The sequence below is a fragment of the Methylocystis sp. NC52PC genome, assembly GCF_055698645.1.
The window spans coordinates 2,346,324-2,372,836 of the sequence record NZ_CP170127.1; the positions used below are offsets into that span (position 1 = coordinate 2,346,324).

A 26,513-nucleotide genomic window follows, 5' to 3' on the forward strand; every position below is an offset into this window, starting at 1 on the left:
CGCTCCGGTTGCGCAAGCATAGGCGCCTCGACGGTCTGGACGCTCCGACGGCACATACAGCCAGCCGCGCCCTCGCTGCAACGCAGGACAAAAAAGTCAGGACGCCGGTCAAAAACTTCTTGTCTTCGCTGGCAAAGCGCGTATCTACAGTTCTGCCCAAATCGCACGTGCCTGTGGTCGTGTGTCGGTCGGCGGGGATCCGGACAAGAGGCCGGTCAACCGCCCGAGAAAAACCGGCAGCCGGAGGCGAACCGGCGAACTCCGCCCTCAGCGGAGGATCGCGACTTAAAGCAACGACGGACCGGGCTTTTTTGGTCTCTGTCGGCCCTCCAAAGGTCGGCTTACCGAAGAGGCTTGTCTTTCTTGCCGGGCGTGCGGAAAGGGAAATTCCCCTTCCAATCGATGGCTGATCGGATCGAAGCGACATGCGCTTGCGCGCGTGTTCGTCGTCGTCCCGAAAGGCCAACGGCGCATCACCGGATCGTTTAGCGCGCAAGCGCGGCGCGATCCTGGATTGCTGGCGCATCGCCGTTCGTCGCGTCTCCACCACGCGCGAGCGAAGGACGTCGTGCATCCGCCGAAGCAACTGGTTCCTGGCGCGCCACGCAGCGCGCCCTTCGAAGGGGATGCTCGCAATGACCGACCGTATCCACGAATTCCTCGCCGAACGTCGCCGCGCCGGCCGCGACACGGGCCCCTGCCTCGTCGTCGATCTCGACGTCGTGCGCGAGAACTATCTCGGTTTCGCACGGGCGTTGCCCGACACGCGCGTGTTCTACGCCGTGAAGGCCAATCCGGCGCCTGAAGTGCTGTCGCTGCTCGCTTCTCTGGGCTCCTGCTTCGACACGGCCTCGGTCGTCGAGATCGAGCAGACGCTCGCCGCCGGCGCGACGCCCGACCGCATCTCCTTCGGCAACACGATCAAGAAGGAGCGCGACGTCGCGCGCGCCTATGAGCTCGGCATCCGCCTCTTCGCGGTCGACTGCGTCGAGGAGGTCGAGAAGATCGCGCGCGCCGCGCCCGGCTCGAAGGTGTTCTGCCGCATTCTCTGCGACGGCTCCGGCGCCGAATGGCCGCTGTCGCGCAAGTTCGGTTGCGTCCCCGAGATGGCGACGCAGGTGCTGGAGCATGCGCATCGCCTCGGCCTGCAGGCGTACGGCGTCTCGTTCCATGTCGGCTCGCAGCAGACCGACCCGCGCAAGTGGGACGGCGCGCTGAAGTCGGCGGCGGATATTTTCCGCGACCTCGCGGAGCGCGGAATCACGCTGCAGATGGTCAATCTCGGCGGCGGCTTCCCGACCAAATATCTGAAGAACGTGCCGGCGGTGAAGCAATACGGCAACGCGATCTTCCGCGCGCTGTCGAAGCATTTCGGCAACCGCATTCCGGAGACGATCATCGAGCCGGGCCGCGGCATGGTCGGCAACGCCGGCGTCATCGAAGCGGAGGTCGTGCTGATCTCGAAGAAGTCGGAAGCCGAAGGCGAACTACGCTGGGTCTATCTCGACATCGGCAAGTTCAACGGCCTCGCCGAGACGATCGACGAGATGATCCGCTATCCGATTCGCACGAAGGCGGATGGCGCGCCGACGTCGCCCTGCGTCATCGCCGGGCCGAGCTGCGATTCGGTCGACGTTCTCTATGAGAAGGCGCCCTATCACCTGCCGGTGTCGCTCGAGATCGGCGCGAAGGTGCTGATCGAGGGGACGGGGGCCTATACGACCACCTATTCGGCGGTCGGCTTCAACGGCTTCCCGCCGCTCGAGACCTTCATCATCTGAGCGGGTCTCCCCCCTCTCCCGCAAGCGGGAGAGGGAATGAATAGCGCTCTCCCTGTAACCAGTCCCGTACGGCGGGCGCGTTCGACGCGCCAGGCGCGAGGGTCGCTTGTCCTCTCGAAGGAGGAACAGATGACCTTTGAACTTGCCTTCTCCCACCCCGTCGCCGCCGCGCCCGTCCGGCCGCTGCGGCGCGCCTTTGAAATCCTTGACGAGACCGCCGCTGACATTCCGGCGCGCGACGCGCTGCTCGATTCGGCTTTCGGGCCGGCGCGCTTTCTCAAGACCTGCGAGCGGCTGCGCGACGGGCGCACGCCGGCGCCGGGGCTCGCGCGCGTCGCCAAGGACGACGAGGGCGAACTCATCGCCACCATTCGCCTGTGGCCGATCCTTGCCGGCGGCCGCCCTGCGCTGCTCTTGGGGCCGGTTGCGGTCGCCGAGCATGCGCGTTCGCTCGGGCTCGGCGCCGCGATGATTCGCGACTCGCTCGCGCGCGCCGAGGCGCTCGGACATCGCGCCGTGCTGCTCGTCGGCGATGCGCCCTATTATCGCCGCTTCGGCTTCGAGCGCCGGTTTACCGAGGAGCTGACCCTGCCGGGGCCGGTGGAGCGGGCGCGCTTTCTGGGACTAGAGCTCGCGCCCGGCGCGCTCGCGGGCGCGAGGGGCCGCGTCACGGCGGCGGCGGTTGCGCCGATTGCGTTGCCGAGAGCGGCGTGACGCGTCGCGCTGGGGGAGGGGGAGACGATCCGCCTTCCCCGTGACAAGGCGCTAGAAAATCCCCAGCGCGTAGCGCGACAGCGGGAAGGCGAGCGCGGCGCCGAGCGCCACGCCGGCGACGACGTCGCTCGGATAATGATGGGCCGTGGCGACTCGCGACCAGGCCATCGACAGCACCAGAACAATGGCGGACACGGTCATCGCCGGCCAGGCGAGGACGATCGGCGCCAGCACCCCGGTGATTGTCATGGCGTGTCCGCTCGGGAAGGAATGCTCGTCGAGCGTCTTCAAGAGCGAAGGCAGGCGCGCGTCGACATGGAAAGGACGCTTGCGGCAAAAGCGGCGCTTGATGATCGGATAGAGACTATGCAGCAACGCGGCGTTGATCCCGGCGAGGACGACCACGCGCCAGCCCTGCACGCCCATTCCGCAAAAGACGCTGGCGAGCAGGATCGGGTAGATCCAGCCATTGCCGAGTTTGCTCACGCCGATCGCGACCGGGCGGATCGCACGCGGCCGGGCCGAGCGGGAAAAGAGATGAACCGCCGCGAGATCGGCGTCGAGAAGCCGTTGGAGCCATCGGCCCTGAAGGCCGGTTTGCGGGAAGGATGACGCGTCGCGCGTCAGCTTCGCCGACCAATCCGTCGTAAACGCCATGACGCAAGGCTAGGCGCCCTGCGCTGCGTTTTCGCGACGGAGAGGCTGCGGTTCAATGACGGTTACATGGACGCGATGTAACGGGCGGATGATGTTTCGATGACAGCTGAGCCGTCAAATTGCCCGCGTCGCCTCGCGCAGCCATCTCCGCGTCCTGGCGTCGACGAGCGGCGACAGCGTCTTGCGCACATGGGCGTGATAGGCGTTGAGCCAGGCGATTTCTTCCGCGCTCATCAATCTGGCGTCGACGCAGTTGAGATCGAAAGGCGCGAGCGTGATGGTCTCGAAGCCGTACATGTCACGTTCGGCGCCGGCGATCTCCCTCGTCTCGACAATGACGAGATTTTCCAGGCGAATTCCATATTCGCCCGCGCGGTAATATCCGGGCTCGTTCGAGAGAATCATGCCCGGCTGCAGCGGCGTCGTTCCGAGCTTCGAAATGCGCTGCGGCCCCTCGTGCACGGAGAGATAGGCGCCGACGCCATGGCCGACGCCATGATCGAAGTCGAGGCCCGCTTCCCAGAGCGGACGGCGCGCGAAGGCGTCGAGCTGCGCGCCGGACGCGCCCTTCGGGAAAACCGCGCGCGCAATGGCGATGTGGCCTTTCAGAACGCGGGTAAAGTGATCCTTCAGCTGCCTGGAGGCGTGGCCGACGACGACCGTGCGGGTGACGTCCGTGGTGCCGTCGAGATATTGCGCGCCGCTGTCGACGAGATAGACGCCCTTGCCGATCTTGAGATTGCTCTTTTCCGTGACGCGATAATGCGGGATCGCCGCATGTTCGCCGAAGGCGGAGATCGTCGGAAAGGAGATGTCGCGCAACTCGCCGGTCTCGCGGCGGAACGTTTCCAGCGCCTCGGCGGCGGTGATTTCGGTCAGGCCGCCCTTTGGCGCAGCCTCGGCGAACCAGGCGAGAAAGCGCGTCAGCGCCGCGCCGTCGCGAATATGCGCGGCGCGCGCGCCGGCGAGCTCCGCTTTGTTCTTGACGGCCTTCAGCAAAGCGGCGGGATCGTCGGCGACGCGCGGCTTGCCGCCGGCTTCGCGCAGCGCCTCGATAAGCTTCACGGGCGCCGTTGCGGCGTCGAAGAGCACGGCGTCGCCGCGCTTTCCGGCGTCGATCAGATCGTCGATGAGCGCTGCGGGCGGCTGCACGGAGAGGAGCTTCTCTAGGGAGGCGCGCGTCCTGGCGTCGAGTTTGGCGTCGTCGATATAGAGCCGCGGCGCGCCGTCTTTCGGCAGCAGCGCGAAACACAGCGCGATCGGCGTATGCGCGACGTCGGCGCCGCGAATGTTGAAGGCCCAGCAGATGGCGTGGGGGTCCGACATGAGCATCGCGTCGGCGCCCTTGAGGCTCCCGCGCAGCTTCTTGATCTTCGCCGCCGCCGTCTCGCCGGCGTAGCGTTGCGGTTGCAGCGAGACGGGACCAACGGGCTCGGGCGGACGATCGGTCCAGAGCGCGTCGATCGGATTGCGCTCCAGCGGCACGAGTTCGATGCGCTTTGCCTCCGCCGCCTTGGCGAAGCGCTCGATCTGCCCGCTCGTATGCACCCAGGGGTCATAGCCGATGCGCGCGCCCTCGCGCCCCTGCGCCGAGAGCCATTGCGCGGGGGAGGTCTCCGCAATGTCGATGGGCTTGAAGATCCGGCCGTCAATCTCGTGACGCACCTGGATCACGTACCGGCCGTCAATGAAAATCGCCGCTTCCTTCGCGAGGACGACGGCGAAGCCGGCCGAACCGGTGAAGCCGGTGAGCCAGGCGAGCCGCTCGGCGCTTTTCGGGACATATTCGTTCTGATGCGCGTCGGCGCGCGGCAGCAGATAGCCGTCGAGGTTCTGGCGCTTCAGCTCGGCGCGCAGCGCGGCGACGCGCGCGGCGCTGTCCTCGGACGAGCTGGCGTCGGCGAAGGATTGAAATTTTGCTTCGAACATGGAGCAAAGCTAGTCCGCGTGGCGGCGAACGGCAACCGCTATGCCGCCGCCAGCCTGCGGCTCCATGAGGGCGCGTAGCGCAGGCACAGGCCGCCGATCGGCGTCGCCAGCCCAGACACGATGCTGATGTCGCGCCAGCGCGGATAAGAGGGCGGCAGCGCCTGCAGCGCGAGGCCGACGGCCGTGAGAAAATCCGATTCCTGCGCAAAATCATGTGCGCCGAATTCGCAAACGGCGTCCGCGCCGCTTTCGGCGCCGTCGAGCAGCGTCTCGATCATCGGAATGGCCCAGGGCGCGCGCTCGAGGATGCGGCGGACGGCGGCGGCGTCCGGCACCGATACGCGCCAGCGCAGCGGCGCGTCGTTGAGGCGCGCCGCTTCGTTCTCGCTCACGAGATCGGGCCGCGCCTGCAACTCGCGGCCGGCGATGGAGAGGCAGGCCGCCGGGTGGCGCCGCCAGTCGTCGAGCGACCCGAGCCAGATCGCCGATTGCTGATGCAGCCGGCCGACGCCCCGCTCGCCGTCCTCGGGACGAAAGCGCGCCCGCATGAAGGCCATGCAGGCGCCGATGGCCCGCGCCACGAGACAGCCGTCGCCGCGCGCGTCGATGTCGATCGCGTCAGGCTCGAAACGGCGCAGCTCGGTCAGACGCAAGGGCGAGAGAAAGGGGTCCCATGCCGGATCGAGGCCTCTGGAGCGGCGGGTGATCGCATAACCCGCGGAGGCCGGGACGCGGCGATCGTCGCCTTCCGCGAGCTTGCCGTAATGCAGGCGATGGAAGCACAGGACGTTCGTCTCGTCGCCCGCCGGCACGCCCGTCGTCATCACCCGAACCCTCACTAAAGCCTTTTCGCTATAGGAGAAATTAGGAGGGTTTTCTTAAGCAAGAATTGAGAAGGCGGATTTTTCTTCCGTCCGTGCATCGAGTTGCGCGTGGGAGAAGGTGAAGGCGCTGTCGAGCCCGAGCGCCGCGTAAAGGATCGGCTCGGCGGTGAGGAAAGGGCGCCAATATTCGCTGTAGGCGCGGTGGCCCTCGATCCCGGCGCGGCGGAAGCGGCGCTCGCCCGGCTGATGCGGGTCCATATTCGGGTTCTGGAAGCGTTTGGTGAAGCCGTAGGCGGAGCAGACCGTATAGCGCACGGAAACGCCGCCGCCCGGCTGCTCCAAGGCCCGCAGGCGGTCGAGCCATGGCGCGGCGCGCAGCGATTTGCGCAGCACATGCAGGGCGATCGCCGGATCGCACGCGTAGGTGAAGGCGCTGGGGCCGAGCCGCGTGAACAGCCGCTCATATTGCGAAAAAACGACGACCACGCGCTTGAGCTTCCTGCCCTTCGTGAGCGCCATCCGATCGATGAGCCGCGACAGCGCGCCGGTCCAGGCGGAATCTTCGAGCCGGACCAGCGGCAGCACAATCACGAGCGCTTCCGATTCCAGGAGCTGGCGGGCGAGTTTCGCCTTGACGTCGTTCAAAATCGCGACCGCGCCGCCGTCGGGCGGCACGGCGATCTCGCCTGCCGAGTCGACGACCTCGAGAAGCCACGGCCCGCGCGTGACGACCTCCGGCGGGGCCTCGCCGTTCACCGACAGGCGGAAATAATATTCGTAAGTGTTGAGCGTGTCGGTAGCGACGCCGCCCTCCGCAAAATCGTGCTTGAGGCGCTCATAGTCGCCCTCGTCGATCGAGAAGAGGTCGGCGCGTTTGAGGTCGGCCGGTTCGGCCGCAAATTCGGCCTGGGAGATCGCCTGCAGCGAGGGACGCAAACGCGGGGAATAGCCGAAAGCGCTCTGCGCCACGCAATCGGTGAGCGAGGCGAGCAGCGACGACTTGCCGCCTTTCTTCGGCCCAACCAGACAAATGGCGACTTTCTCGGTCATTGGCGCTCCCTTGCGACGCGGGACCATACAGGGCGCAAGCGGCGCAGGAAAGGCGCGGAAAGGGTCCAAAAGGTGACGGCCGGCGCCACTCTATGCTAAGCGCGCGGCATGCTCGAAGGCCTCCCCCCCAATGGCGCCAGCCATGTGCTGCGTCTCTCCTGCGACGAACGCCGCGCCCGCGCCGTCGCCGACATCATCGTCGAGACGTTCGACCCCACGGAAACCGCCGCCGGCGCCTTCGAGGTGGACGACGGCCCGGTCTGGGCCGTCGAGGTCTATTTCGCCGAGGCGCCGGACCAGGACGATATCCGCGCGCTCATCGAGGCGGTCAGCGACGCCGAGACCGCGGCGCGCGCTGAATTCGCCGAAATCGCCAAGGAAGACTGGGTGCAGAAGTCGCTCGCCGGGCTCGAGCCGGTGCGCGCCGGGCGTGTGCTGGTGCATGGCGCGCATGACCGCCCGCGGCTGAAGCCCAATGACATCGGCGTCGAGATCGAGGCGGCGCTGGCATTCGGCACGGGCCATCACGGCACCACGCTCGGCTGCCTGCGGGCGCTCGACAGAATCACCAAGCGCCGGAGGCCGCGGCGCGTGCTCGACGTCGGCACGGGCACCGGCGTGCTCGCCATCGCCGCCGCCAAGCTCCTGCGTCAGACCGTCGCCTGCGGCGACATTGATCCCGTGGCCGTCGCCACCGCCCGCGCCAACGCACTCGGCAATGGCGCGGTCGCCTTCGTGCAGCCGGTGGTGGCGACGGGATTGCGCCACCCGGCCATGGCCGGGCGCTACGATCTGATCTTCGCCAATATCCTCGCCAAGCCGTTGCGGCTGCTCGCGCCGTCGATCGCCGGCGCCGCCGCGCCGGATGCGGAGCTGGTCGTCTCAGGCCTGCTGGCGCGGGACGTCCCCGGCGTCCTTTCGGCCTATCGCGCGCAGGGTTTTTTCCTCGCCGAGCGCGAAGATATCGACGGCTGGGCGACGCTGGCGCTGCGCCGGGGCGGGGCTTGTCCGTCTTTGTCGCGGTGGCGCTGACGTCGCGCTGGCACCCTTCTGCTTCGAGGCCCCGGCTGCGCCGCTCCTCAACGTGAGGGGCTGCCTTACTTGCAGCACTGACTCATCCGAGCGCGCGCGTCTCGAATGACGAGGCCGCGCCGCGGTCGTTTCAAGGGGTCGCCTCCGCTCCTTCTTCGGCCGAGGCCGCCTCGGGCGAGAGATATCGCTCCAACGCCGTGGGCCGCCGCCGCCGCGCGCGGGCCAGAACGGGGTCACTGTAGTAGGCGCTGGGGTTGCCGGCGAGGCCGTCGAGTCCGAAGCGCGCGGCGCGGGCGCGGGGCTTCATCGCCGCATGGAGCCGCGCCTCGACCTGCGAGATGGTGACGTTGTCGACCACATAGCAGCCCCTGCGGTCGACATGGGCGATCTCGTCGCGCACCAGGCGGTTGAGAATGGCCAGAAGATTGTCGCGCACATTCGGCGCAAGCAGCAGGAGCGAGGGCTCCTGCGGATCGATCTCGCTCATGTCGCCGTGAACGGGCCGCGCGACGCGCAGCATCGCCTTCATCGCGCGGATTTCGACGGGCTCCTCCTCCTCGTCCGTCAGGTCGATCGGCGTCATGAACTGTCGCCGCTCGCGCGCTTCGAAGCCCCGTTTGAAGATTTCGGACAGGAACTTCATGATGAACAGGAAGGCGTCCTGCGCCATGGCGACGCAGATCGCCATGGTGGAGTCGGGCGTGAAGCTCCAGAAGGCTTCGCGCGCCAGTTCGAACTTGTTGCGCTCTGTCGAGTGCGCGCGCAGATAGGCGTCGCTCCGCTTCAACAGCTCGCGCACGTCGTCGTCCGTCAGGCCCACGGATTTGCCGGCGACCATGCAGGCGTCGACGAGCCCCTTCGCGGCGTTGAAGCCGTCGGCCGCGGCGGTTCTGTCGGAAGCGGGCGCGGCGCGGATTTTGGCGACGATGGCGTTGAGCTCGTCACGCAAACCGCCTTCGAGATTGCATTTGACGTCGAAGGCGGCGCGGGCGGCGATCGTTTCGTCGCGCGCCGACAGAAGGTCGCGCGCCGCCCCCTGCGGCTCGCAGGCGAAATCGCGCGGCACGGAAGCGGGCAGGGCGTTCGATTGACGCGCCGCGGCGAGGATCGGTTCGCAGAGCGGCTTGGCGTCGCGCGCTTTCGCCCAGCTCGGCTCGACCCGCAACTGGTCGCGCAGGGCGGTGAGATCGCGCAAGCTGGCGTCGAGATCGAGCGCCGCCTCGCCCTTGGGGATTGGCTTTTTGGCGGCGGCGGCGGCGAGCTCCGCCTTCTGCTTCAGGGCGATGGACTGGGCCGCGAGGGCGTCGCGTTTCTTGAGCGCGCCGGCGCGTTCGCTCATCGGGCCGGCAAGCGTCTGGCGGATCGTCGCAACGCGACGATTGGCGGCTTCCGCCTTCGTCTGATGCGCCCGGCAGTTCGGTCCGCAGGAGGCGCCGCGGTTATCGAGGCCATGCTCGGCGTCGACGGCGAGTTGCTCCTCCTGACGCGCGGTGGCGGCAAGGGCGGCGATCTCCTCCTCTTTGGCCTTGATGATGGCGTCGAGGTTGGCGACGGTCTTTTCCAAAGCGGCGATCTCGGCCCGCGCCTCGTCATAGTGGCGGCTCGCCGCCTGCGCGCTCTCGAGCTCCGCCGCCGCCTGCTGCGCCGCCCTGGCGAGAATCGCCTGTTGCGCCTCCTGACTCTTTCGGATGGCCTCACGTAGCGCGGGGCCGGCCGATTGCGCCGTGTCGATCAGCCCGTCCAGCGATCCGAGATAGGCGCTGAAAGAGGGGTCGGCGACGATCCGGGCGGAGGCCGCCACATAGGCGGCGCCGATCTGCTTCGTCGCCGGCAGGATGACGTCCGCGGCGAGCTCCATGGGCTGCAGCTCGGCGACGATCTTGCGGGAGCTGAGCTTGAAAATATTGTTGTAGTAGTAGGTGAACGAGAAAAAGACCGAGATCGAGAAGACGAACAGAAAGACCGCCGCCGTCACTAGCGTCTTCACAATCATCCGCTCGCGCGCCATGCGGCGCCTCGCGATCAGCGCGGCGAGATCGGCGCCAAGCGACCAGGAGGTCGAGGCGAGCATGACGAGAATGGCGGTGGTGGCGACGAGCGTGCCGGCGACGCCGACGATGTCGCCCGGCTCCTTCTGCATGATGTCGATCATGCCGGAGGAGGTCGTATAGAAGACCCAGGCCAGCACCGGCAGCGTCACCGCCATGCCGACGCGGCCGAGATCGATGTCCCCGGTCCAGAATCGCTTCAAGGGCGCGACGAGCGCCCGCTGAGAGACGAAGCGGCGGGCGGCGGGGCTTTCGGGGCGCGCAGGAGGACTGGCGACTGTCATGAAAAGTGCTCGCTCCTTTGATCTGCCGCCCTGCTGCCCGAAGCTTTCCCGGCTGATGGGACCGAAATGAGACCCATTTCAATTTTTTCGCAAGCCGACCGGCGCGGCGGCGTCGGGGCGGGAGAGGGGCTGGCAGGCCGGGTTTTCCTCTCCGGCCTTTCGTGTTAGAGGGCCAAGTCGGCGCGACGATCGCGGCAGGACGCGCGCCGGCGCCTCTTGTCTCGCGGCCCCTTGAAGGTTCGCGCAACAAACAGGAACAAGCTGTGTCCATACCTTTCCGTTACGTTGCGAAGATCGGCGCCTATATTGTCAAGCAGCACCTCCTGGGCCGGAAGCGCTATCCGCTGGTTTTGATGCTGGAGCCGCTGTTTCGCTGCAACCTCGCCTGCGCCGGCTGCGGCAAGATCGACTATCCCGACCATATTTTGAACAAGCGCCTGTCAGTCGAGGAATGCCTCTCCTCGGTCGACGAATGCGGCGCGCCGGTCGTGGTCATCGCCGGCGGCGAGCCTTTGCTGCACAAGGAGCTGCCGCAGATCGTCGAGGGCATCGTCCAGCGCGGCAAATTCGCGATCGTCTGCACCAACGCGTTGCTGCTCGCCAAGAAAATCGATCAGTACAAGCCCTCGCCCTATTTCACCTGGTCGATCCATCTCGACGGCGACAAGGAGATGCACGACCACGCCGTGAGCCAGGAAGGCGTCTACGAGCGCGCCGTCGAGGCGATCAAGCTCGCCAAGTCCAAGGGCTTCCGGGTCACCACCAACAGCACTTTCTTCGCCGGGGCCGATCCGGAGCGCGTCGCCAAATTCCTCGACGACACCACGGCGCTCGGCGTCGACGGCATGACGGTCTCTCCCGGCTACGCCTATGAGCGCGCCCCGGACCAGACCCACTTCCTCAACCGCCAGAAGACAAAAGAGCTGTTCCGCGCCATTCTGCGCCGCGGCCGCGGCGGCAAGGCCTGGGAGTTCCAGCAGTCCGGCCTGTTCATGAATTTCCTCGCGGGCAACGAGAGCTATCTCTGCACGCCCTGGGGCAATCCGCTGCGTACGGTCTTCGGCTGGCAGCGTCCCTGCTATCTTTTGGGCGAAGGCTATGTGCCGACCTTCAAGCAGCTGATGGAAGAGACGAATTGGGACGCCTACGGCGTCGGCAATTACGAGAAATGCGCCGACTGCATGGTCCATTCGGGCTTCGAGCCGAGCGCGGTCGCCGATTCGGTGCGCCGCCCCTGGAAGGCGGCCTGGATCGCGCTCTTCGGCGTGCGGACGGAAGGCCCGATGGCGCCGGACGTCTCGTTCGAGAATCAGCGTCCGGCCGAATATGTCTATGACGAGAACATCGCCAAGCTCTCAGAGATCCGCGAGCACGAGGCGAAGAAGCGGTCCGAGGAGCGGTCCACAGCGGCCTAGCGAGACGAAGGCTGCGCGGGAATCCAACCCCGCCATCACCAATCCGCCGATCTGACGGGGCGCGCGAATGAGTTCGCGCGCCACTGTTTTCTTGCAGACGTCGCCCGTGGGGGTCAGCGCCCTCGCGGCGAGCGGCGGCAGGCCGCGCACGGCCGGGTCGCTGATCGCGCGCACGACGGCGAAGGGAAGTCGCCGCTCGCGGGCGAATTCGGCGGCAAGATGCGATTCCATATCGACGGCGGCGGCCTGCGCCTGCTCGCGCAGGCGTTTCTTGGCGTGACGATCCATCGCCGGCTGATCGACGCCGACGACGGCGCCGGGGATGGTCCTGCAGCCTCTGGCGGCGGCTCCTTCCGCAATCGCGTCGGAGAGGCGTCCGTGCGTCTCATGGCGTTCATGGCCGGAGATCACCGCATCGGCGATAACGACGTCGCCCCGTCGCAGCGAATGATCCAGCCCCCCGGCGAGTCCGAAACTGACGACGGCGGAGAAGCGACGCTCCTTTAGCCGATGGAGCTCGGTCCGCAACCTCGGGACATTGGCTCCGCTGCAAATCGCGACGACGCCCTCGCCGGCGACGCAGGCGGCTTCCCGCTTCATGCCGGTCAGAACGAGGATGGGACCAGGCGCCGAGACGCGGGCCGCCTCTCTGCGGCGGCTCTCAACCAGCGTCATGGACCTCTCCCTGCTTGTGACCGTCGCCTTTACTCCCCCGGTTCAGGAGGCAAAGTCAACGGTGACCAGGGTAAGGGGCGTCGTTGGCGAGCGCACGGCGGCGCGACGCGCGCTTTTCGTGACAGGCGGGCAGGGTCTCCCGCCTATCCACTCGGCTTGCCTCGCCTCGAGCTGGCAAGGGGCTTACAGCCCCACGGTCACCTGCTTGCTGTTCGCGCGCACCAGATTGCGGTAGCGGGCCAGCGCCCACAGCGGGAAGAATTTCGCATAGCCGTGGTAGCGCAGGTAGAAAACCCGCGGGAAGCCGGTCGCGGTGAAGCGCGCCTCGTTCCAGAGGCCATGCTCCGCCTGCGTCGCCTGCAGATAGGCGACGCCGCGCGCGACCGCCGGATGCTCGACGTCGCCCGAGGCCATCAGGGCGAGCAGCGCCCATGCGGTCTGCGAGGCCGTGGAGGGGGCAGGCTCATAGCCCTTGTAGTCGAGCTTATAGCTCGACAGGTCCTCGCCCCAGCCGCCGTCCGGATTCTGAATGGCGACGAGCCAGTTCGCCGCCCGGCGATAGGCGGCGTGCTCATGCGGCAGGCCGGCGGCGTTGAGCGCGCAGAGCGCCGACCAGGTCCCGTAAATGTAATTCGCGCCCCAGCGGCCGAACCAGCTGCCGTCCTTCTCCTGATCCTCGACGATGTAGTCGACGCCGCGTTTGAGGCAGTCGCTCGTCTCCACGGTGTCGCCCAGCTGGGCGAGCATGGAAACGCAGCGGGCGGAGACGTCGACCGTTGGCGGATCGAGCAAAGCGCCATGATCGGCGAAGGGGATGTGGTTCAAATAGTGGTAGGCGTTGTCGGCGTCGAAGGCGCCCCAGCCGCCGTTCTTGGATTGCATGCCGACAATCCATTCCTTCGCCCGTTCGATGCGCTCGGCATAGGGCTTGGCGCTCTCATTGGCGGTGAGGCGGTCCATGGCGGTGGCGACGACGGCCGTGTCGTCGACATCGGGATAATAGGGGTTGGCGTATTGAAAGGCCCAGCCGCCGGGACGCAGGTCCGGGCGCTGGACGGCCCAATCCCCCTTCACGTCGAGCACCTGCAACGGCGCGAGCCAGTCGAGCGCCTGACGGGCGCGTTCGCGCGCATCCTCGTCGCCGATTTCGAGCAGCGCATGGGCGACGAGCGACGTGTCCCACACCGGCGAGACGCAGGGCTGGCAATAGGCCTCGGTCTCATTGACGACGAGCAGGCGCTCGATCGATTCGCGGGCGTCCTTCACCCGCTGATCCGTCGCGGGGATCCCGAGCACGTCATACATCAGCAGGCTGTTCACCATCGCCGGGAAGATGGCGCCGAGGCCGTCAACGCCGTTGAGGCGCTCCGTCGTCCACTTTTCTGCAAGCTCGACGGAAAGCTCGCGCGAGCGCTTGGGCATGTAAGGCTCGAGCAGCCGCAACAGTTTGTCGATCTCGCCGAAGATATGCGCCCAGGGCCAGGTCTGGTGCTCGCCCTTCGGCCAGACCTTCACCTCCTCGGGCGGGGTGACGAAAAGCTCCTGGATGCGGACGCCCTTGGGGTTCTTCGCCTGCGGCTTCCGGGTCATCAGCACGAGCAGCGGCACGAGCACCGTGCGGCCCCAATAGGAAATCTTGTCGAGATGGAAAGGGAACCATCTCGGCAGCAGCATGATTTCGACGGGCATCACCGGGACGCCGCGCCAGGGAATTTCCCCATAAAGCGCCAGCAGGGAGCGGGTGAAGACATTGGTCGTCGCCGCCCCGCCATGCGCGAGGATCGCCGCCCGCGCGCGCGCCATGTGCGGCGCGTCGACGTCGTCGCCGATCATCTTGAGCGCGAAATAGGCTTTGACGCTGGCGCTGACGTTGAAGTCGCCGTCCTGGAACAGCGGCCAGCCGCCGTGGCGGTCGCTTTGCGTGCGGCGCAGATAGACGCCGATCTTCCTTTCGAGTTCGGCGTCGACCGGCTCGGCGCGGAAATGGCGCATCAGCACATATTCGGCGGGAATGGTGGTGTCGGCTTCGAGTTCGAAGCACCAATGGCCGTCGTTCTTGCCGAGCTCGAGCAGCGCCCGCTTGGCGTTCTGAATGCTCGCTTCCAGCGCCTCGGCGCCAACGGGGGCATAGGTGTCAATGCGCGCGGCCGCGGTCATCGTTCATCCTTCTTCAAATCATCTTGGCGCGGTGTCAGGCGATGCGAAGCGTTGCAGCCTTCCCGGCGCCGGCATGGGGCTTCACGACGATCTCGACGTCCTGTCCCAGCGCGACGAGAAAGCGCAAGAGCCGCTCCATGGAAAATTGCCTGAAGTCGCCATGCAGGAGCTTGGAGACATCGGGTTGCTTCACGCCGAAAAGTTGCGCGGCCTCGATCTGCTTCAGGCCGCGCTCCTTCAGCAGCGCGTCGATTTTGCGGACGAGCTGCGCCTTGAGGAATTGCTCCTCGGCGGCTCGTTGCGAAGAATGCTGCGGGTCCGTCACTGGCAGGTTCCGGGGATTATCGCCTCGGGCTTGGCGCAGCGCGCCGAACGGCGTTTCGGATATAGTGATTTAACCATAGCGTCAAGCGCCGGCCTTGGCGCATCGATTGCTACCTCTTTCGCTGGCGAGGCCTGATTTGGCTTTGGGCGCTCGACTTTGTTCGAAAGGCAGACCGATGGACGAGCTTTTTGTGATTTGTCGGACAGTCGAGATCGACGACGCGCAGGCCCATGGCTTCGTGCTGATGAAGGCGGAGGAGAGCGGCGAGACCGCGCCCTGGCCGATTCTCATCACGCGGAAAGGCAATAATTTCTACGGCTTCGAAAACGCCTGTCCACACGAGGGGACGCGGCTCGACGTCGATCCGGGGCGGTTCATGGACGATGAGGGCAATTTCCTCGAATGCGGCCGCCATCATGCTCAATTCGACATCGACACCGGCGAATGTTTCATCGGCCCCTGCCAGGGCGCCCACCTGACCCCCATCAAGCTCGTGATCGACGACGGCGACGTCTGCGTCACTGGCGTGATGCTGGCCGACGAGTGAGAGAACGCGCATGACCGATATGGCCGAACTGCAACGCCGCAAAAAGCTCATCAATCTCGCCATCGTCTATGTCGATCCCGACGCCTTCGTCGCCAATTATCTCGGCTGGCTGGAGATCACGACCTTCATCACGGCGCTGCGCGCAGGCGACGTCGCGGCGCCCGCCGACGGCGTGACCCCGAAACTCACGCCGCAGCAGCTCAAAGGCGGCGTCGCCGCCAGTTACGGCAATGACGCCGTCTTCGCCTTCTGCATGACCGCGGCGCTGAAAGGCGACAAGGCCGCGGTCGAGAAGGTCGAAACGGCGTTGGCGGAAAGTCTCGGGCCCGACTTCCCCGGCTCCGTGGCCTTCTGGGGCTTCCGCTCGGCGAATGAATCGCCCATCAGCCTCGAAGACCATGTCGGCGCCGCCGCCTATAAGATGCTTGCCGGCGACATCCCGCCGCCTCCCATGCGGGCGCGCGAAAACTGGAACGCCGGCTTGCGCTTTTTCGAAAAAGCGCGGCAGTCGAACTTCGTGCAGGAAATCATGTATCCGCTCGCGGTCTGGACGCGGGCGAAGTGGAGCGAAACCTTGGAAAAGGGCGTCGCCTTCCTCGCCCATATCGAGGACAGCGTGCCGACGCTGCAGGAAGCGCTCGCCGAGGCGCGCAACGATCAGGCGTTTGTCGCCAATATGCTCTTGAAAATGGCGCCAGCCATCGAGCAGGATTTGAGCGACGATACGCAGGGATTTTTGCGGTCTCTCGCGAGAAGAGGGTAGAGCGCCGCGAGGGGGGAGACGCGCGCGTCGATTCGGCGTCTAATGGAAACCCGTTAAAGCCATTGCGCGAGCTCGATCGTGACCCCCTCCGGACCCTCGACAAAAACGAGTTTGCGGAAGTGAAAGTCCATGATTTCGTTTCTCGTGCAGTAGCCTCCCGCCCGCAGCTTGGCCACCTCCGCCGCGATGTCGTCGACGGCGAAGCAGACATGGTTGAAGCCGAGTTTGTGCAGGTCGCGGATATTCGGGTCTGGGAGCGGTTCCGGGCGTCGATAACGCAGAAGTTGGATTTCGGTGGGCGGCAAAGCATCTTGCAGCACCAAGGTGACGTGCTCGGCCTCTATCCCGGGCACGCCCATGTAACTGTCAAACGGAGGGCCCGAGATGACCGTGGAGACCGTCTCCACGAAGCCGAGAATCCCGAAGAAGGCTTTTGCGCGCTCGACGTCCCGTACGACGATCGTGAGATGATCGAAATTCTTCACCATCTCGGCCGTCCTTTGCACTTAGAACTTCACGAGCGTGACCTGCGCTTCTGCGCTAGTCCGGCGTCTTTGAATTAGCGTTGCTGCTGCCGTTGTCCACACAGTGGCGCAGTAATGAGCATTAAGGGCGGCCGCTCAATTCGGCCGCCCTGTAACCCGACCTTATCGACCCCTCGATCGTCGCCGGCAGTCCCGTCGCCGTCCAATCGCCGGCGAGGAAGAGATTGCGCCAGGCCGTCTGCGCGCCCGGCCGGCGGGCCTCCTGCGCCGGCGTCGCCGCGAAGGTCGCGCGCTTTTCTTTCACGATCTGCCAGGGCGGCAGCGTCTGCGGCAGGCCCGTCGCGGCGGCGACCTCGGTCCAGATTGTTTCGGCGAGTTCTTCGCGCGCCTCGTCCATCAGCCGATCCGCGCCGCTGATCGTCACGGAAAGCCTGTCGTCGAAGGCGAAGAGCCATTCCGACAGCGAGCCGACCATGCCGAGGAGCAATGGCTGGCCGGGCGGCGGCGCGATCTTGAAATGAACGTTGAGAATGGCGCGATAGTCATTGGGCGCCATGAGGCCCGGCACGAGTTCCGTCGCGCTCCAGGGCGGGACGGCGAGCACGACGCGATCCTTGTCGCCGAGCGGGATTTCAGCGTCGCCGAAACGCAGCGCAGAGACGCAATTCTCGGCAAAGACAATCTCGCGCAGGCGCGCGCCGAAGCGGGGTTCGACGCCTTGCGCCTGCAATTTGGCCAGCGCCGGCTCGATGAAGGCGTGGCCGAGCCCGGCTTTGGCGACAAGCGGCCGGCAGGCGGCGCCGCCGGCGGCGAGCGTCTCGCGCAGCACGGCGCCCGCCAGCGTCGCCGAGGCGTCGCGCGGTTCGGTGTTGAGCGCGGAGAGCATCACCGGCCGCCAGAGCTTGTCGTAAAGAACGCCGTCGCAGCGCATCGTCTCGCCGATGGTCGCGCCATCCTTGGCGAAGAGCAGCTTGGCGGCGTCGAGATAATCGAGCGGACCCGTTCCCGGCACGCGTCGGTCAGCAAAGAAAATCCACCAGGGGATTTGCGAGGCGTTGGGCCGCAGCCGCCAGCGTCGGCCCGTTTCATAGTCGAGGAAAGCGAATTCGCATTCGTCGGGGCCGACCAGCGCATCGCTTGCGCCAATGCGCGCGCCGTAATCGCGCGCGGCCTTATTGCCCGAAAGCAACAGATGATTGCCGTTGTCGATGACAAGGTCGAGCGTCGCGTCGAAATAGGAGCGGCAGCGCCCGCCCGCCATACGGGCGGCTTCATGAAGGGCGACGCGCCGCCCCTCGTCGGCAAGACGCACCGCGCAGGAGAGGCCGGCCAATCCCGCGCCAATGATGTGGATCGTTTCGGTCACAGGAAGGCGTGTCTGAGCAAAGCGCCGATAAGCTTGACGCGCGACATGCGCACCGGGGCGCGCGGCGGCGCGAAACCGCGCTCGGCGAGGCGGTCGAGGATCGAGCGATAGCCCGCGGCCATCAGATAGGGCGCTTTGACGCCGGATTTCGGCAGGCCCGTCATCACGAGATCGGCCTGCTCGAAGTGCTCACGCGCGCGATGCAGCACCGGCGCGCAGGCGGCGTCGAGGGCGGGACTGGCGAGCGCCGCATGCGGCGCATGCGTGGCGACGCCCGCTTCCTCCAGCGCTTCGCGCGGCAAATAGAGGCGTCCACGCGCGGCGTCTTCGTCGAGGTCGCGCAGAATATTGGTGAGCTGGAGCGCGCGGCCGAGATGATAGGCGAGAAGCTTCGGCCCCGTCGGAAGCTCGGCGGCGTTGTCCTCGACAAGCCCGAAGGCGCGCACCGACAGACGGCCCACGGCGCTCGCCACGCGATCGCAGTAGATTTCGAGTGTCTCCCAGTTCGGCGCGCGTATATCCTCCTCGACGTCCATCATCATGCCGTCGATGACCGCCTCGAAATCCGCGCGGTCGAGTCTGAAGCGGCGCACCGCGTCAGCGAGAAAGGCGCTGCGCGGGCGAATGCGTCCCGCGTAAAGTTCGTCGAGATCGTAACGCCATTGATCGAGCGCGTCGCGCCGCGCCGCGCGGTCGCCCTCGTCGTCGGCGATGTCGTCGACGGCGCGGCAGAACGTGTAGATGGCGAACATGGCGTCGCGGCGCGCCGGCTCGAGAATGCGCATCGCGAGGTAGAAGGAGCTCTTGACCGCAACGGTCTGCGTCTTGAGGGGCGCGATGTCGGTCATGGTTTCCATCGTCATGACGTTGCGTCCGCGGCAGCCCGGCGCGGACGCACGGCCCGCCGCACCAGCGCGCCGAGCGCGCCCCGGACGCCGGCGAACGCGAAGCCGAGCTTGCCGGCGTGCACCTTGTCGCAAAGCGGATCAGCCACGCGCAGCCGCGCGGTCAGCGTTTCCGCCAGCACTTGAATCGCGCCCACTTCCATGGCGAGGCGCGTATCGCTGATGAGATCGGCGAAGGGACGCGCCTGCGCGAGCAACGCCTCGGTTTTTTCGTTGAGGTCGCGGATGGCGGCGAGAAGCGGCGCCGGCGCGCGCGCTTCCGCGAGCATCTCGACCCGCGCCCCATGGGCGGCAAGCGATTCGGCCGTGACATAGACGCGGTCGAGATTGCGATAGTCCTTGCCGCAGTCCTGCAGGTGATTGATGACTTGCAGCGCGGCGCAGAGCGCGTCGTTCGCGGCCCAGACGCGTTCGGGTTTTTCGCCATGCACGTCGCAGACGAAGCGGCCGACCGGCATCGCGGAATAGCGGCAGTAATAAACGAGGTCGTCCCAGTCCCGATAGCGCAGATAGGTTACGTCGCGCATGAAGGCGGTGATGAGGTCGCGCGCATGCTGCGGGTCGAGCCGGCGGGCGCGGCACGCGTCCCGCAGACGCGTGGCGACGGGCTCTTCGGGGCCGCGGTTCATCAGCGCCAGATCGAGCCGCTCGAGCAGGTCGAGCTTTTGCTGCCGGGTTAGGGTCGGATGGTCGGAAATATCGTCGGCGGCGCGCACGAAATCATAGAAGGCCATGATCGGCGCGCGGTTTTGCGGCGCGATCAGAGCCGAGGCGACGGGGAAATTCTCGTCGCGATGCGTCTTGCCCGAACTCGTGTCGGCAATGTCGATCATTTACGCAGCCAATGCCCCTCGAGTCCGCGCCGCCCGCCGCCGCAAAGAGCCGGACGGTCACGCAGGCGCCTGGTAACGGCCCTTCCATTCGCCGCCGCGGCCGCGGATGTGCCGCCAGGCCGAGACGGCGGTAAACCACGTATAGCACGCCGCGACCGCCGGCAAAGCGAAGGCGCGCAACGGGGACAGGCCGTAAAAGCGCAGACTGGGCATATACGCCTGGGCGCCGATCAGCCAGGCCACGAGCGCAATCTCCCGGGTCGGCGATTCGGTGAAGGCGAGGGCCGGAGGCGCGAGATAGACGAGCGCCATGCCGAGGACCGCGCCGGCGAGCAGCAGCGGCGAGTAGTTGAGCTGCGCATAGGCCGAGCGCGTCACCATCCGCTCGATGTCCCTGAGGCGCGGATAGGGTCGCAGGCTGTAGACGTCGTCGGTGAGGCCAAGCCAGATCGGACCCTGCTTCTTCATCAGCGCCCCCAAGGCGCAATCATCGATAAGCGCGTCGCGGATCGCCGGCAGGCCGCCAGCGGCCGCCAGCGCCTCGGGGCGGACGAGCATCACGCCGCCCGCCGCGCCCGCCACCTTGCTCTTGGGATTGTTGACCGCGCGGAAGGGGTAGAGCTTTTGAAAGAAGAAGACGAAGGCCGGGATGAACCATTTTTCGGCGAGGCTCTCGCAGCGCAGCTTGACCATCAGAGAGGAGAGGACCGCCCCACGCGCCGTCGCGCCCGCGACAAGCCGCGAGAGCACATGCGGCTCGAAGGCGATGTCGGCGTCGCAGAAGAGCACGAAGTCCGGCTGCTCGGGCAGGCTGCGAACATAAGTGAAGCCGCGATGCATGGCGGCGATCTTGCCCGTCCATCCCCCGGCGGGGCCACCGGAGGAGAGGATCGTGAGGCGGTCCGCCGCGGCCTCGGTCTTTGCGGCGGCGCGCGCCCGATCCGCCGTGCCGTCCGTGCTGGCGTCGTCGACGAGCGCGATCTCGAAGCGGCCGGGAAAATTCTGGCGCAGGAGCGAGGCGAGGCTCGTTGCGATGACTTCCGCCTCGTCCCGGGCCGGGACGATGGCGATCACATGAGTTCCCTCGGGGACGCTCGCGCCTTCGGGAACGAATTTGCTGTCGTGTTCGGTCAGCCGCCAGAAGCCGGAATTGAAGATCAGCAGATAGAGCCAGGCGGCGAGCGCGATGAGCGCGATGAGGGTCAGGAGCATGGCGTGCGTCGAGGAATGCTAAAGAGATCAATGCCCGCTCGCGCCTTCTAGCACTCCACGGCGACCCTGGCCAGCGGGTCTCGACGCTCTTTAGTCGTCGCGCAGCCGCCACCCCTCGGGCGTGCGGACATAGCTACGTTTCACGGCGGCCCAGGCGATCCGGTGCGCCGCCTCCTCCTGCCGGGGGTCGCCTTCATGGGCGAAATAGGCGTTGTTGAAGGCGGCGCGGTAGATGTCCTGTGCATGCGGCGGCAGCAGGCGCTGGAGATTTTCGGGCAAGTCGGCGTTGGTCTGGTAGGGCAAGGTCGAAAGGCGGCCCGTCCGGCAGCGACATTGTCACGGACGCGAGGACGCTCCCTTGGTTGAAACAGGGAGACGTTAGAGGAGACCGCCATGAATTACAAAGTCGCGATCATCGCCCTGGGGGTCGGCTTGTTCATCGCCGCAATGATTCCCTACGCCTACAAGCCAAGGTGCTCGACGCCCGATTGCACGCCGGAGCCGCCCTATTTCGGCGAGCGCGGAAGCCGCTAAAGCCCGTGGATCTCCGCCACGATCGCTTCCGCCGCCCGGCGCGGATCGGCGGCGCGGGTGATCGGACGGCCGACCACGATATGGTTGGCGCTCGCCGCGATGGCCTGAGCGGGCGTCATGACGCGCTTCTGGTCGCCGGCGTCGGCGCCCGCGGGACGCACGCCAGGGGTGACGAGGAGCATCTGTGGCCCGACGAGCGGGCGAATCGCGGAGAGCTCCAGCGGCGAGAGAATCAGCCCGTCGACGCCCGCGGCCTTCGCCTGCGCCGCCCGGCGGGCGACGAGATCCGCGACGCCAAAGGCGAATCCCGCCTCCCGGAGGTCCGCGTCGTCATAGGACGTCATCACCGTCACGGCGAGGAGCTTTAGGTCCCCCGCCCCGGCGCGGGCGGCCGCCATGGTTTGCGGATAGGCGTGGATAGTGAGGAAATCCATGCCCATGCGCGCGATCTGGCGCGTCGCGCGCTCGACGGTCGCGCCGATGTCGTGCAGCTTGAGGTCGATGAAGACGCGCTTGCCGGCGTCTTTGAGCTCCTGCGCCAGCGCCAGCCCGCCGCCGTAGGCGAGCTCCATCCCGATCTTGTAGAAGGAGACAGCGTCGCCGAGCGTCGTGACGAGCGCGCGCGCGGCCTCGACCGTGTCGACGTCGAGGGCGACGATCAGCCGGTCGCGGGCCTTGTCGTTCATTACGGCCTGCCGCCGTGGCCGGCCTTGCGGTAGCGCCAGACGCGGGCGGGCGGAATGTTCATGAGGATCGGGGCCGAGCCCTTGCCGACATAAGCGCCGCTGACGTCATGGGCGTGGAGGGGCATCGGCGATTTGGTGAGGCCGTAGGTGAACTGGATGAAGAGCCCCTCGTCGCCCATCAGTTCGAAAGCCTGATGCAGAAGCGTTACGCGGTCGCGCTCGGGCCGCACCAGCAGCGGCAGGCTGGAGACGACCGTCGCGACGCGGCCGTCGATCCTGCCGTCGAGCGTCTTCCTCAAATTGTAGGCGTCGCCCTGCACGACCCGCACGCCGGGATAGCGCTCGCCGAGCATTTTGCAGAAGCGCCCCTCATATTCGACGAGCACCAGCCGCTCGGGCGCGACGCCGCGTGCAAGGAGCGCCTTGGTGACCGGCCCGGTGCCGGGACCGAGCTCGAGGATCGGTCCGTCGCGGGAGAGGTCGACGAAGCTCGCCATGGTCCGGGCGAGCGCCGGACCCGAGGGAGAAACAGCCCCGATGAGCCGCGGATTTTCGAGCCACTGCTTGATGAAGCGGGCGTTGTCAGCGAGCGAGCTTTTCTGGTCCGGCAAGGGCGGCTTCCCTCAAAAAGGCTTCTGTAGCCTATACAAACGGCCCCGCTCACGGGGCCGCGGCGCGACAATAGGGGAGGCGCTGGTTAAAGACAACGCGGGGACGCGTTTCTTGAGGGGGGCTGGTCTAACGCTCCAAATCGCGCGTCATGGCCGGACTTGGCCATCCGCCCGCCCCTACCTCCGCCGCCCGCTCGTCTTCGTGCCCACATAGAAACCCGGGGGCTTGTTGCGCACCCAGGCGACGAACGTCTGGATGTCGTCATGGTCGAGGAGCCGCTCGAAACTGTGATAGCGGTCGCGCAGCTGCTGATCGGTGAAGGTTGCATGGATTTTGCGGTGGCAGATCGCGTGCATCAGCCGCGTTTCCTTGCCCTTGTAGCGGCGAGGAACGAGATGATGCTCGGTGATGCGCGCGCTTCCGAGTTCGCGGGCGCATAACGGACATGTCTCTCGGATCGACGACGACATGCGTCTATCCTCCGAACAAATCCTTCATCCGCGCGAAGAAACCGTGCTCCTCGGGATGCGTCTCGTGCGAGGATTCCTTCTCGAACTCCAAGAGCAGCTCTTTCTGCCGCTTGGTGAGCTTCTGCGGCGTCTCGACGGAAAGCTGGACATGGAGGTCGCCATGCTCGCGGCCGCGCAGCACCGGCATGCCCTTGCCCTTGGCCTTGATCTGCTTGCCTGATTGCGCGCCCTCCGGCACTTTCACCTTGATCTCCGACCCGTCGATGCCGTGCACCTTGATCTCGCCGCCGAGCGTGGCGCGGACCATGGAGATCGGCACGCGGCAGTAAAGGTCGGCGCCGTCGCGCTGGAAAAAGGGGTGCGGCTTCACCGAGAGGAAGATGTAGAGATCGCCCGGCGGTCCGCCGCGCACGCCGGCTTCGCCTTCGCCGGCGAGGCGAATGCGCGTCCCGTCCTCGACGCCGGGCGGCACATTCACGGAGAGCGAACGCTCGACCGTCTTGCGGCCGGAGCCGGAACAGGACGGGCAGGGGTTCTCGATGATCTCCCCGCGTCCCTGGCAAGTCGGACAGGTGCGCTCGATGGCGAAGAAGCCCTGTTGCGCCCGCACGCGGCCATGGCCGGCGCAGGTCGTGCAGGTCTTGGGCTTGGAGCCCTTCTTGGCGCCCGTTCCGGCGCAGGACTCGCAGGTGGCCGACGTCGGGATTTTCAGCGACGCGGTCTTGCCGTTGAAGGCCTCCTCGAGCGTGATCTCCATGTTGTAGCGCAGGTCGGAGCCGCGTTCGCGCCCGCCCGAGCGGCCGCGCCGGCCCATGACGTCGCCGAAGAGATCCTCGAAAATATCAGCCATGGAGGCGCCGAAGCCCTCGCCGGCGCCGAAGCCGCCAAAGCCGCCGCCCTGGTCGAAGGCCGCATGGCCGAAACGGTCATAGGCCGCGCGCTTCTGCGGATCGCAGAGGCACTGGTAGGCCTCGTTCAGCTCCTTGAAACGCGCTTCCGCCTCCGTATCGCCGGGGTGACGATCGGGATGACATTGCATCGCCGCCTTTCGAAAGGCGATCTTCATTTCAACTTCGGTGGCCGTCCTCGATATGCCGAGAACTTCGTAATAGTCGCGCTTGGACATGGTCAGGTCGTCGAATCCAAAGGGTGCATCGGCGGGGAAGGCCTGAACGCAAGGAAACCCGGCGCTCCCACGCCGGGCTTCTGTTGGCTAGCCCTTCAGGCCATGCAAAGCCAGCGCCATTGGCGCTTACTTCTTGTCGTCGCCGACGTCTTTGAACTCGGCGTCGATCACGTCGTCCTTCGGAGCTTCGGCCGCGCCGGCGTCGGCGCCCGCCTGCTGAGCCTTGTACATCGCCTCGCCCAGTTTCATCGAGGCCTGCGCCAGCTCATTGGTCTTGGCCTTGATGGTCTCGGCGTTGTCGCCCTCGAGCGCCGTCTTCAGCGCCGCGACGGCCGCCTCGATGGCGCTCTTGTCGGCGCCGGAGACCTTGTCGCCGAACTCGCTGAGCGACTTCTCGGCGCCGTGGATCGCGGCTTCGCCGTGGTTCTTCGCGTCGACGAGTTCGCGCCGCTCCTTGTCCTCTGCGGCGTGCAGTTCGGCGTCTTTGACCATCTTGTCGATGTCCGCGTCGGACAGACCGCCCGAAGCCTGGATGCGGATCTGCTGCTCCTTGTTGGTCGCCTTGTCCTTCGCGGTGACGTTGACGATGCCGTTCGCGTCGATATCGAAGGTCACCTCGATCTGCGGCACGCCACGCGGGGCCGGCGGAATGCCCATCAGGTCGAACTGGCCGAGTAGCTTATTGTCCGCCGCCATTTCGCGCTCGCCCTGGAAGACGCGGATGGTCACGGCCTGCTGATTGTCTTCGGCGGTCGAGAACACCTGGCTCTTCTTAGTCGGGATCGTCGTATTGCGGTCGATGAGGCGCGTGAACACGCCGCCGAGCGTCTCGATTCCGAGCGACAGCGGGGTCACGTCGAGCAGCAGCACGTCCTTGACGTCGCCCTGCAGAACGCCCGCCTGCACGGCGGCGCCGATGGCGACGACTTCGTCCGGGTTGACGCCCTTGTGGGGCTCCTTCCCGAAGAACTGCTTCACGACTTCCTGCACGCGCGGCATGCGGGTCATGCCGCCGACGAGCACGACTTCGTCGATCTCGGCCGCGGAGAGGCCCGCGTCCTTGAGCGCCTTGCGGCAGGGCTCGACCGTGCGCTGGATCAGATCGTCGACCAGCGCCTCGAACTTGGCGCGGGTGAGCTTGAGGGTGAGATGCTTCGGACCCGTGGCGTCGGCCGTGATGTAGGGGAGGTTGATCTCGGTCTGCGTGGCGGAGGAAAGCTCGATCTTGGCCTTCTCGGCGGCTTCCTTGAGACGCTGGAGCGCGAGCTTGTCCTTCGTCAGGTCGATGCCCTGCTCCTTCTTGAACTCGCCCGCGAGATATTCGACGAGCCGGTTGTCGAAGTCCTCGCCGCCCAGGAAGGTGTCGCCGTTCGTCGACTTCACCTCGAAGACGCCGTCGCCGATCTCGAGGATCGAGACGTCGAACGTGCCGCCGCCGAGGTCGTAGACGGCGATGGTGCCGGACTGCTTCTTGTCGAGGCCATAGGCCAAAGCCGCCGCCGTCGGCTCGTTGATGATGCGAAGAACCTCGAGACCCGCGATCTTGCCGGCGTCCTTGGTCGCCTGACGCTGGGCGTCGTTGAAATAGGCCGGAACGGTGATAACGGCCTGAGTGACGGTCTGGCCGAGGAAAGCCTCCGCGGTCTCCTTCATCTTCTGCAGAATGAAGGCCGAGATCTGCGAGGGCGAATACTGCTTGCCCGCCGCCTCGACCCAGGCGTCGCCATTGTTGGCCTTGATGATCTTATAGGGAACGAGGCCGATGTCCTTCTTGGTCATCGGGTCGTCGAAGGTGCGGCCGATCAGGCGCTTGATGGCGAAGAAAGTCTTGTCGGGATTCGTCACCGCCTGACGTTTCGCCGGCTGGCCGACGAGGCGCTCGCCGTCGTCGGTGAAGGCGACGATCGACGGGGTCGTGCGGGCGCCTTCCGCATTCTCAATGACTTTTGGGGTCGACCCCTCCATGACGGCCACGCAGGAATTGGTCGTGCCAAGGTCGATGCCGATAATTTTGGCCATATTGTTCTTCCTTTCGCTTTCGAATCTGGACCCCGAAGCGGTCCCTTCGACGCCTCAGGACGGC

26 protein-coding genes are annotated in these 26,513 nt (G+C 66.3%); 7 read left to right on the forward strand and 19 right to left on the reverse strand.

All coding sequences use genetic code 11. The annotated features are described in order from the left end of the window. Positions 1-635 precede the first annotated feature (635 nt). Both ACETII_RS13300 and ACETII_RS13305 read left to right on the forward strand, forming a co-directional pair. Positions 636-1,781, forward strand: a complete 1,146-nt coding sequence (locus ACETII_RS13300; protein WP_363346537.1) for a type III PLP-dependent enzyme — start codon at positions 636-638, stop codon at positions 1,779-1,781. Between the two features lie 129 nt (positions 1,782-1,910). Further along, positions 1,911-2,495: a GNAT family N-acetyltransferase gene (locus ACETII_RS13305; RefSeq protein ID WP_472785815.1), complete on the forward strand. Its 585-nt coding sequence runs from the start codon at positions 1,911-1,913 to the stop codon at positions 2,493-2,495. Positions 2,496-2,546: 51 nt separating this feature from the next. Here ACETII_RS13305 and ACETII_RS13310 read toward each other — a convergent pair whose 3' ends face one another. The 4 genes from ACETII_RS13310 to ACETII_RS13325 all read right to left on the reverse strand — a co-directional run bounded on the left by ACETII_RS13310 (position 2,547) and on the right by ACETII_RS13325 (position 6,955). Next, positions 2,547-3,152, reverse strand: a complete 606-nt coding sequence (locus ACETII_RS13310) for a phosphatase PAP2 family protein (protein WP_472785816.1) — start codon at positions 3,150-3,152, stop codon at positions 2,547-2,549. 114 nt (positions 3,153-3,266) lie between these two features. Continuing rightward, on the reverse strand, positions 3,267-5,081 hold the full coding sequence (locus ACETII_RS13315) for an aminopeptidase P family protein (RefSeq protein ID WP_472785817.1): 1,815 nt from the start codon (positions 5,079-5,081) through the stop codon (positions 3,267-3,269). 38 nt (positions 5,082-5,119) lie between these two features. Further along, the gene (locus ACETII_RS13320; protein ID WP_472785818.1) at positions 5,120-5,920 is read right to left on the reverse strand and encodes a hypothetical protein; all 801 of its coding nucleotides are present in this window, start codon (positions 5,918-5,920) and stop codon (positions 5,120-5,122) included. A gap of 39 nt (positions 5,921-5,959) precedes the next feature. Continuing rightward, on the reverse strand, positions 5,960-6,955 hold the full coding sequence (locus tag ACETII_RS13325) for a hypothetical protein (protein WP_363346547.1): 996 nt from the start codon (positions 6,953-6,955) through the stop codon (positions 5,960-5,962). A 108-nt stretch (positions 6,956-7,063) separates the two neighbouring features. Here ACETII_RS13325 and ACETII_RS13330 point away from each other — a divergent pair, with 108 nt between their 5' ends. Next, positions 7,064-7,987, forward strand: a complete 924-nt coding sequence (locus ACETII_RS13330) for a 50S ribosomal protein L11 methyltransferase (RefSeq protein WP_472785819.1) — start codon at positions 7,064-7,066, stop codon at positions 7,985-7,987. A gap of 130 nt (positions 7,988-8,117) precedes the next feature. Here the strand turns inward: ACETII_RS13330 and ACETII_RS13335 are convergent, their stop codons facing one another. Continuing rightward, a complete protein-coding gene (locus tag ACETII_RS13335) occupies positions 8,118-10,319 on the reverse strand; it encodes a hypothetical protein (RefSeq protein ID WP_472785820.1) in 2,202 nt (733 codons plus the stop codon). 263 nt (positions 10,320-10,582) lie between these two features. Between ACETII_RS13335 and hpnH the strand changes: the two genes are divergently transcribed. Next, positions 10,583-11,734: an adenosyl-hopene transferase HpnH gene (gene hpnH, locus ACETII_RS13340; RefSeq protein WP_472785821.1), complete on the forward strand. Its 1,152-nt coding sequence runs from the start codon at positions 10,583-10,585 to the stop codon at positions 11,732-11,734. Here the strand turns inward: hpnH and ACETII_RS13345 are convergent. From ACETII_RS13345 to ACETII_RS13355, 3 genes are all read right to left on the reverse strand, one after another. Then, positions 11,675-12,409, reverse strand: coding sequence for a phosphorylase family protein (locus ACETII_RS13345; protein ID WP_363346554.1), 735 nt, complete (start codon positions 12,407-12,409; stop codon positions 11,675-11,677). The two genes, hpnH and ACETII_RS13345, sit on opposite strands and share 60 nt — an antisense overlap. A gap of 183 nt (positions 12,410-12,592) precedes the next feature. Then, entirely contained in the window at positions 12,593-14,566 is a 1,974-nt protein-coding gene (gene shc, locus ACETII_RS13350) for a squalene--hopene cyclase (protein WP_472785822.1), read from the reverse strand. A 34-nt stretch (positions 14,567-14,600) separates the two neighbouring features. Continuing rightward, positions 14,601-14,891 (reverse strand): helix-turn-helix domain-containing protein, encoded by a 291-nt coding sequence (locus tag ACETII_RS13355; protein ID WP_472785823.1) that lies wholly within the window; start codon positions 14,889-14,891, stop codon positions 14,601-14,603. A 175-nt stretch (positions 14,892-15,066) separates the two neighbouring features. Here ACETII_RS13355 and ACETII_RS13360 point away from each other — a divergent pair, with 175 nt between their 5' ends. Then, a complete protein-coding gene (locus tag ACETII_RS13360; protein WP_363346560.1) occupies positions 15,067-15,438 on the forward strand; it encodes a Rieske (2Fe-2S) protein in 372 nt (123 codons plus the stop codon). Positions 15,439-15,448: 10 nt separating this feature from the next. Further along, on the forward strand, positions 15,449-16,201 hold the full coding sequence (locus ACETII_RS13365; protein WP_472785824.1) for a hypothetical protein: 753 nt from the start codon (positions 15,449-15,451) through the stop codon (positions 16,199-16,201). Between the two features lie 53 nt (positions 16,202-16,254). Here the strand turns inward: ACETII_RS13365 and ACETII_RS13370 are convergent, their stop codons facing one another. The 6 genes from ACETII_RS13370 to ACETII_RS13395 all read right to left on the reverse strand — a co-directional run bounded on the left by ACETII_RS13370 (position 16,255) and on the right by ACETII_RS13395 (position 21,305). After that, complete coding sequence (locus tag ACETII_RS13370; RefSeq protein WP_472785825.1) at positions 16,255-16,689, reverse strand: VOC family protein; 435 nt, start codon at positions 16,687-16,689, stop codon at positions 16,255-16,257. A 118-nt stretch (positions 16,690-16,807) separates the two neighbouring features. Continuing rightward, a complete protein-coding gene (gene hpnE, locus ACETII_RS13375; protein ID WP_472785826.1) occupies positions 16,808-18,052 on the reverse strand; it encodes a hydroxysqualene dehydroxylase HpnE in 1,245 nt (414 codons plus the stop codon). Then, entirely contained in the window at positions 18,049-18,915 is an 867-nt protein-coding gene (hpnD, locus tag ACETII_RS13380) for a presqualene diphosphate synthase HpnD (protein ID WP_472785827.1), read from the reverse strand. The genes hpnE and hpnD overlap by 4 nt, the downstream gene beginning before the upstream one ends. Further along, a complete protein-coding gene (gene hpnC / locus ACETII_RS13385; protein WP_472785828.1) occupies positions 18,912-19,790 on the reverse strand; it encodes a squalene synthase HpnC in 879 nt (292 codons plus the stop codon). Before hpnC ends, hpnD begins: the two co-directional genes overlap by 4 nt. Positions 19,791-19,847: 57 nt before the next feature. Continuing rightward, on the reverse strand, positions 19,848-21,002 hold the full coding sequence (locus ACETII_RS13390) for a glycosyltransferase (RefSeq protein ID WP_472785829.1): 1,155 nt from the start codon (positions 21,000-21,002) through the stop codon (positions 19,848-19,850). 90 nt (positions 21,003-21,092) lie between these two features. Next, positions 21,093-21,305 (reverse strand): ChaB family protein, encoded by a 213-nt coding sequence (locus ACETII_RS13395; protein ID WP_363346574.1) that lies wholly within the window; start codon positions 21,303-21,305, stop codon positions 21,093-21,095. Between the two features lie 90 nt (positions 21,306-21,395). On the opposite strand from ACETII_RS13395, the gene ACETII_RS13400 reads away from it, so the two are divergent. Continuing rightward, on the forward strand, positions 21,396-21,536 hold the full coding sequence (locus ACETII_RS13400; RefSeq protein ID WP_472785830.1) for a hypothetical protein: 141 nt from the start codon (positions 21,396-21,398) through the stop codon (positions 21,534-21,536). Here ACETII_RS13400 and pyrF read toward each other — a convergent pair. The 5 genes from pyrF to dnaK form a co-directional block, all read right to left on the reverse strand. Continuing rightward, positions 21,533-22,222 carry an orotidine-5'-phosphate decarboxylase gene (pyrF, locus tag ACETII_RS13405; protein WP_472785831.1) on the reverse strand — a complete coding sequence of 230 codons (690 nt, stop codon included), beginning with the start codon at positions 22,220-22,222 and terminating at the stop codon, positions 21,533-21,535. The genes ACETII_RS13400 and pyrF overlap by 4 nt on opposite strands. Continuing rightward, entirely contained in the window at positions 22,222-22,833 is a 612-nt protein-coding gene (locus ACETII_RS13410) for a class I SAM-dependent methyltransferase (RefSeq protein WP_363346580.1), read from the reverse strand. Before ACETII_RS13410 ends, pyrF begins: the two co-directional genes overlap by 1 nt. A gap of 177 nt (positions 22,834-23,010) precedes the next feature. Next, on the reverse strand, positions 23,011-23,304 hold the full coding sequence (locus ACETII_RS13415) for an HNH endonuclease (RefSeq protein WP_472785832.1): 294 nt from the start codon (positions 23,302-23,304) through the stop codon (positions 23,011-23,013). Positions 23,305-23,308: 4 nt separating this feature from the next. Beyond that, the gene (gene dnaJ / locus ACETII_RS13420; RefSeq protein ID WP_472785833.1) at positions 23,309-24,430 is read right to left on the reverse strand and encodes a molecular chaperone DnaJ; all 1,122 of its coding nucleotides are present in this window, start codon (positions 24,428-24,430) and stop codon (positions 23,309-23,311) included. Positions 24,431-24,556: 126 nt separating this feature from the next. Next, on the reverse strand, positions 24,557-26,449 hold the full coding sequence (gene dnaK, locus ACETII_RS13425; RefSeq protein ID WP_472785834.1) for a molecular chaperone DnaK: 1,893 nt from the start codon (positions 26,447-26,449) through the stop codon (positions 24,557-24,559). Positions 26,450-26,513: the final 64 nt, after the last annotated feature.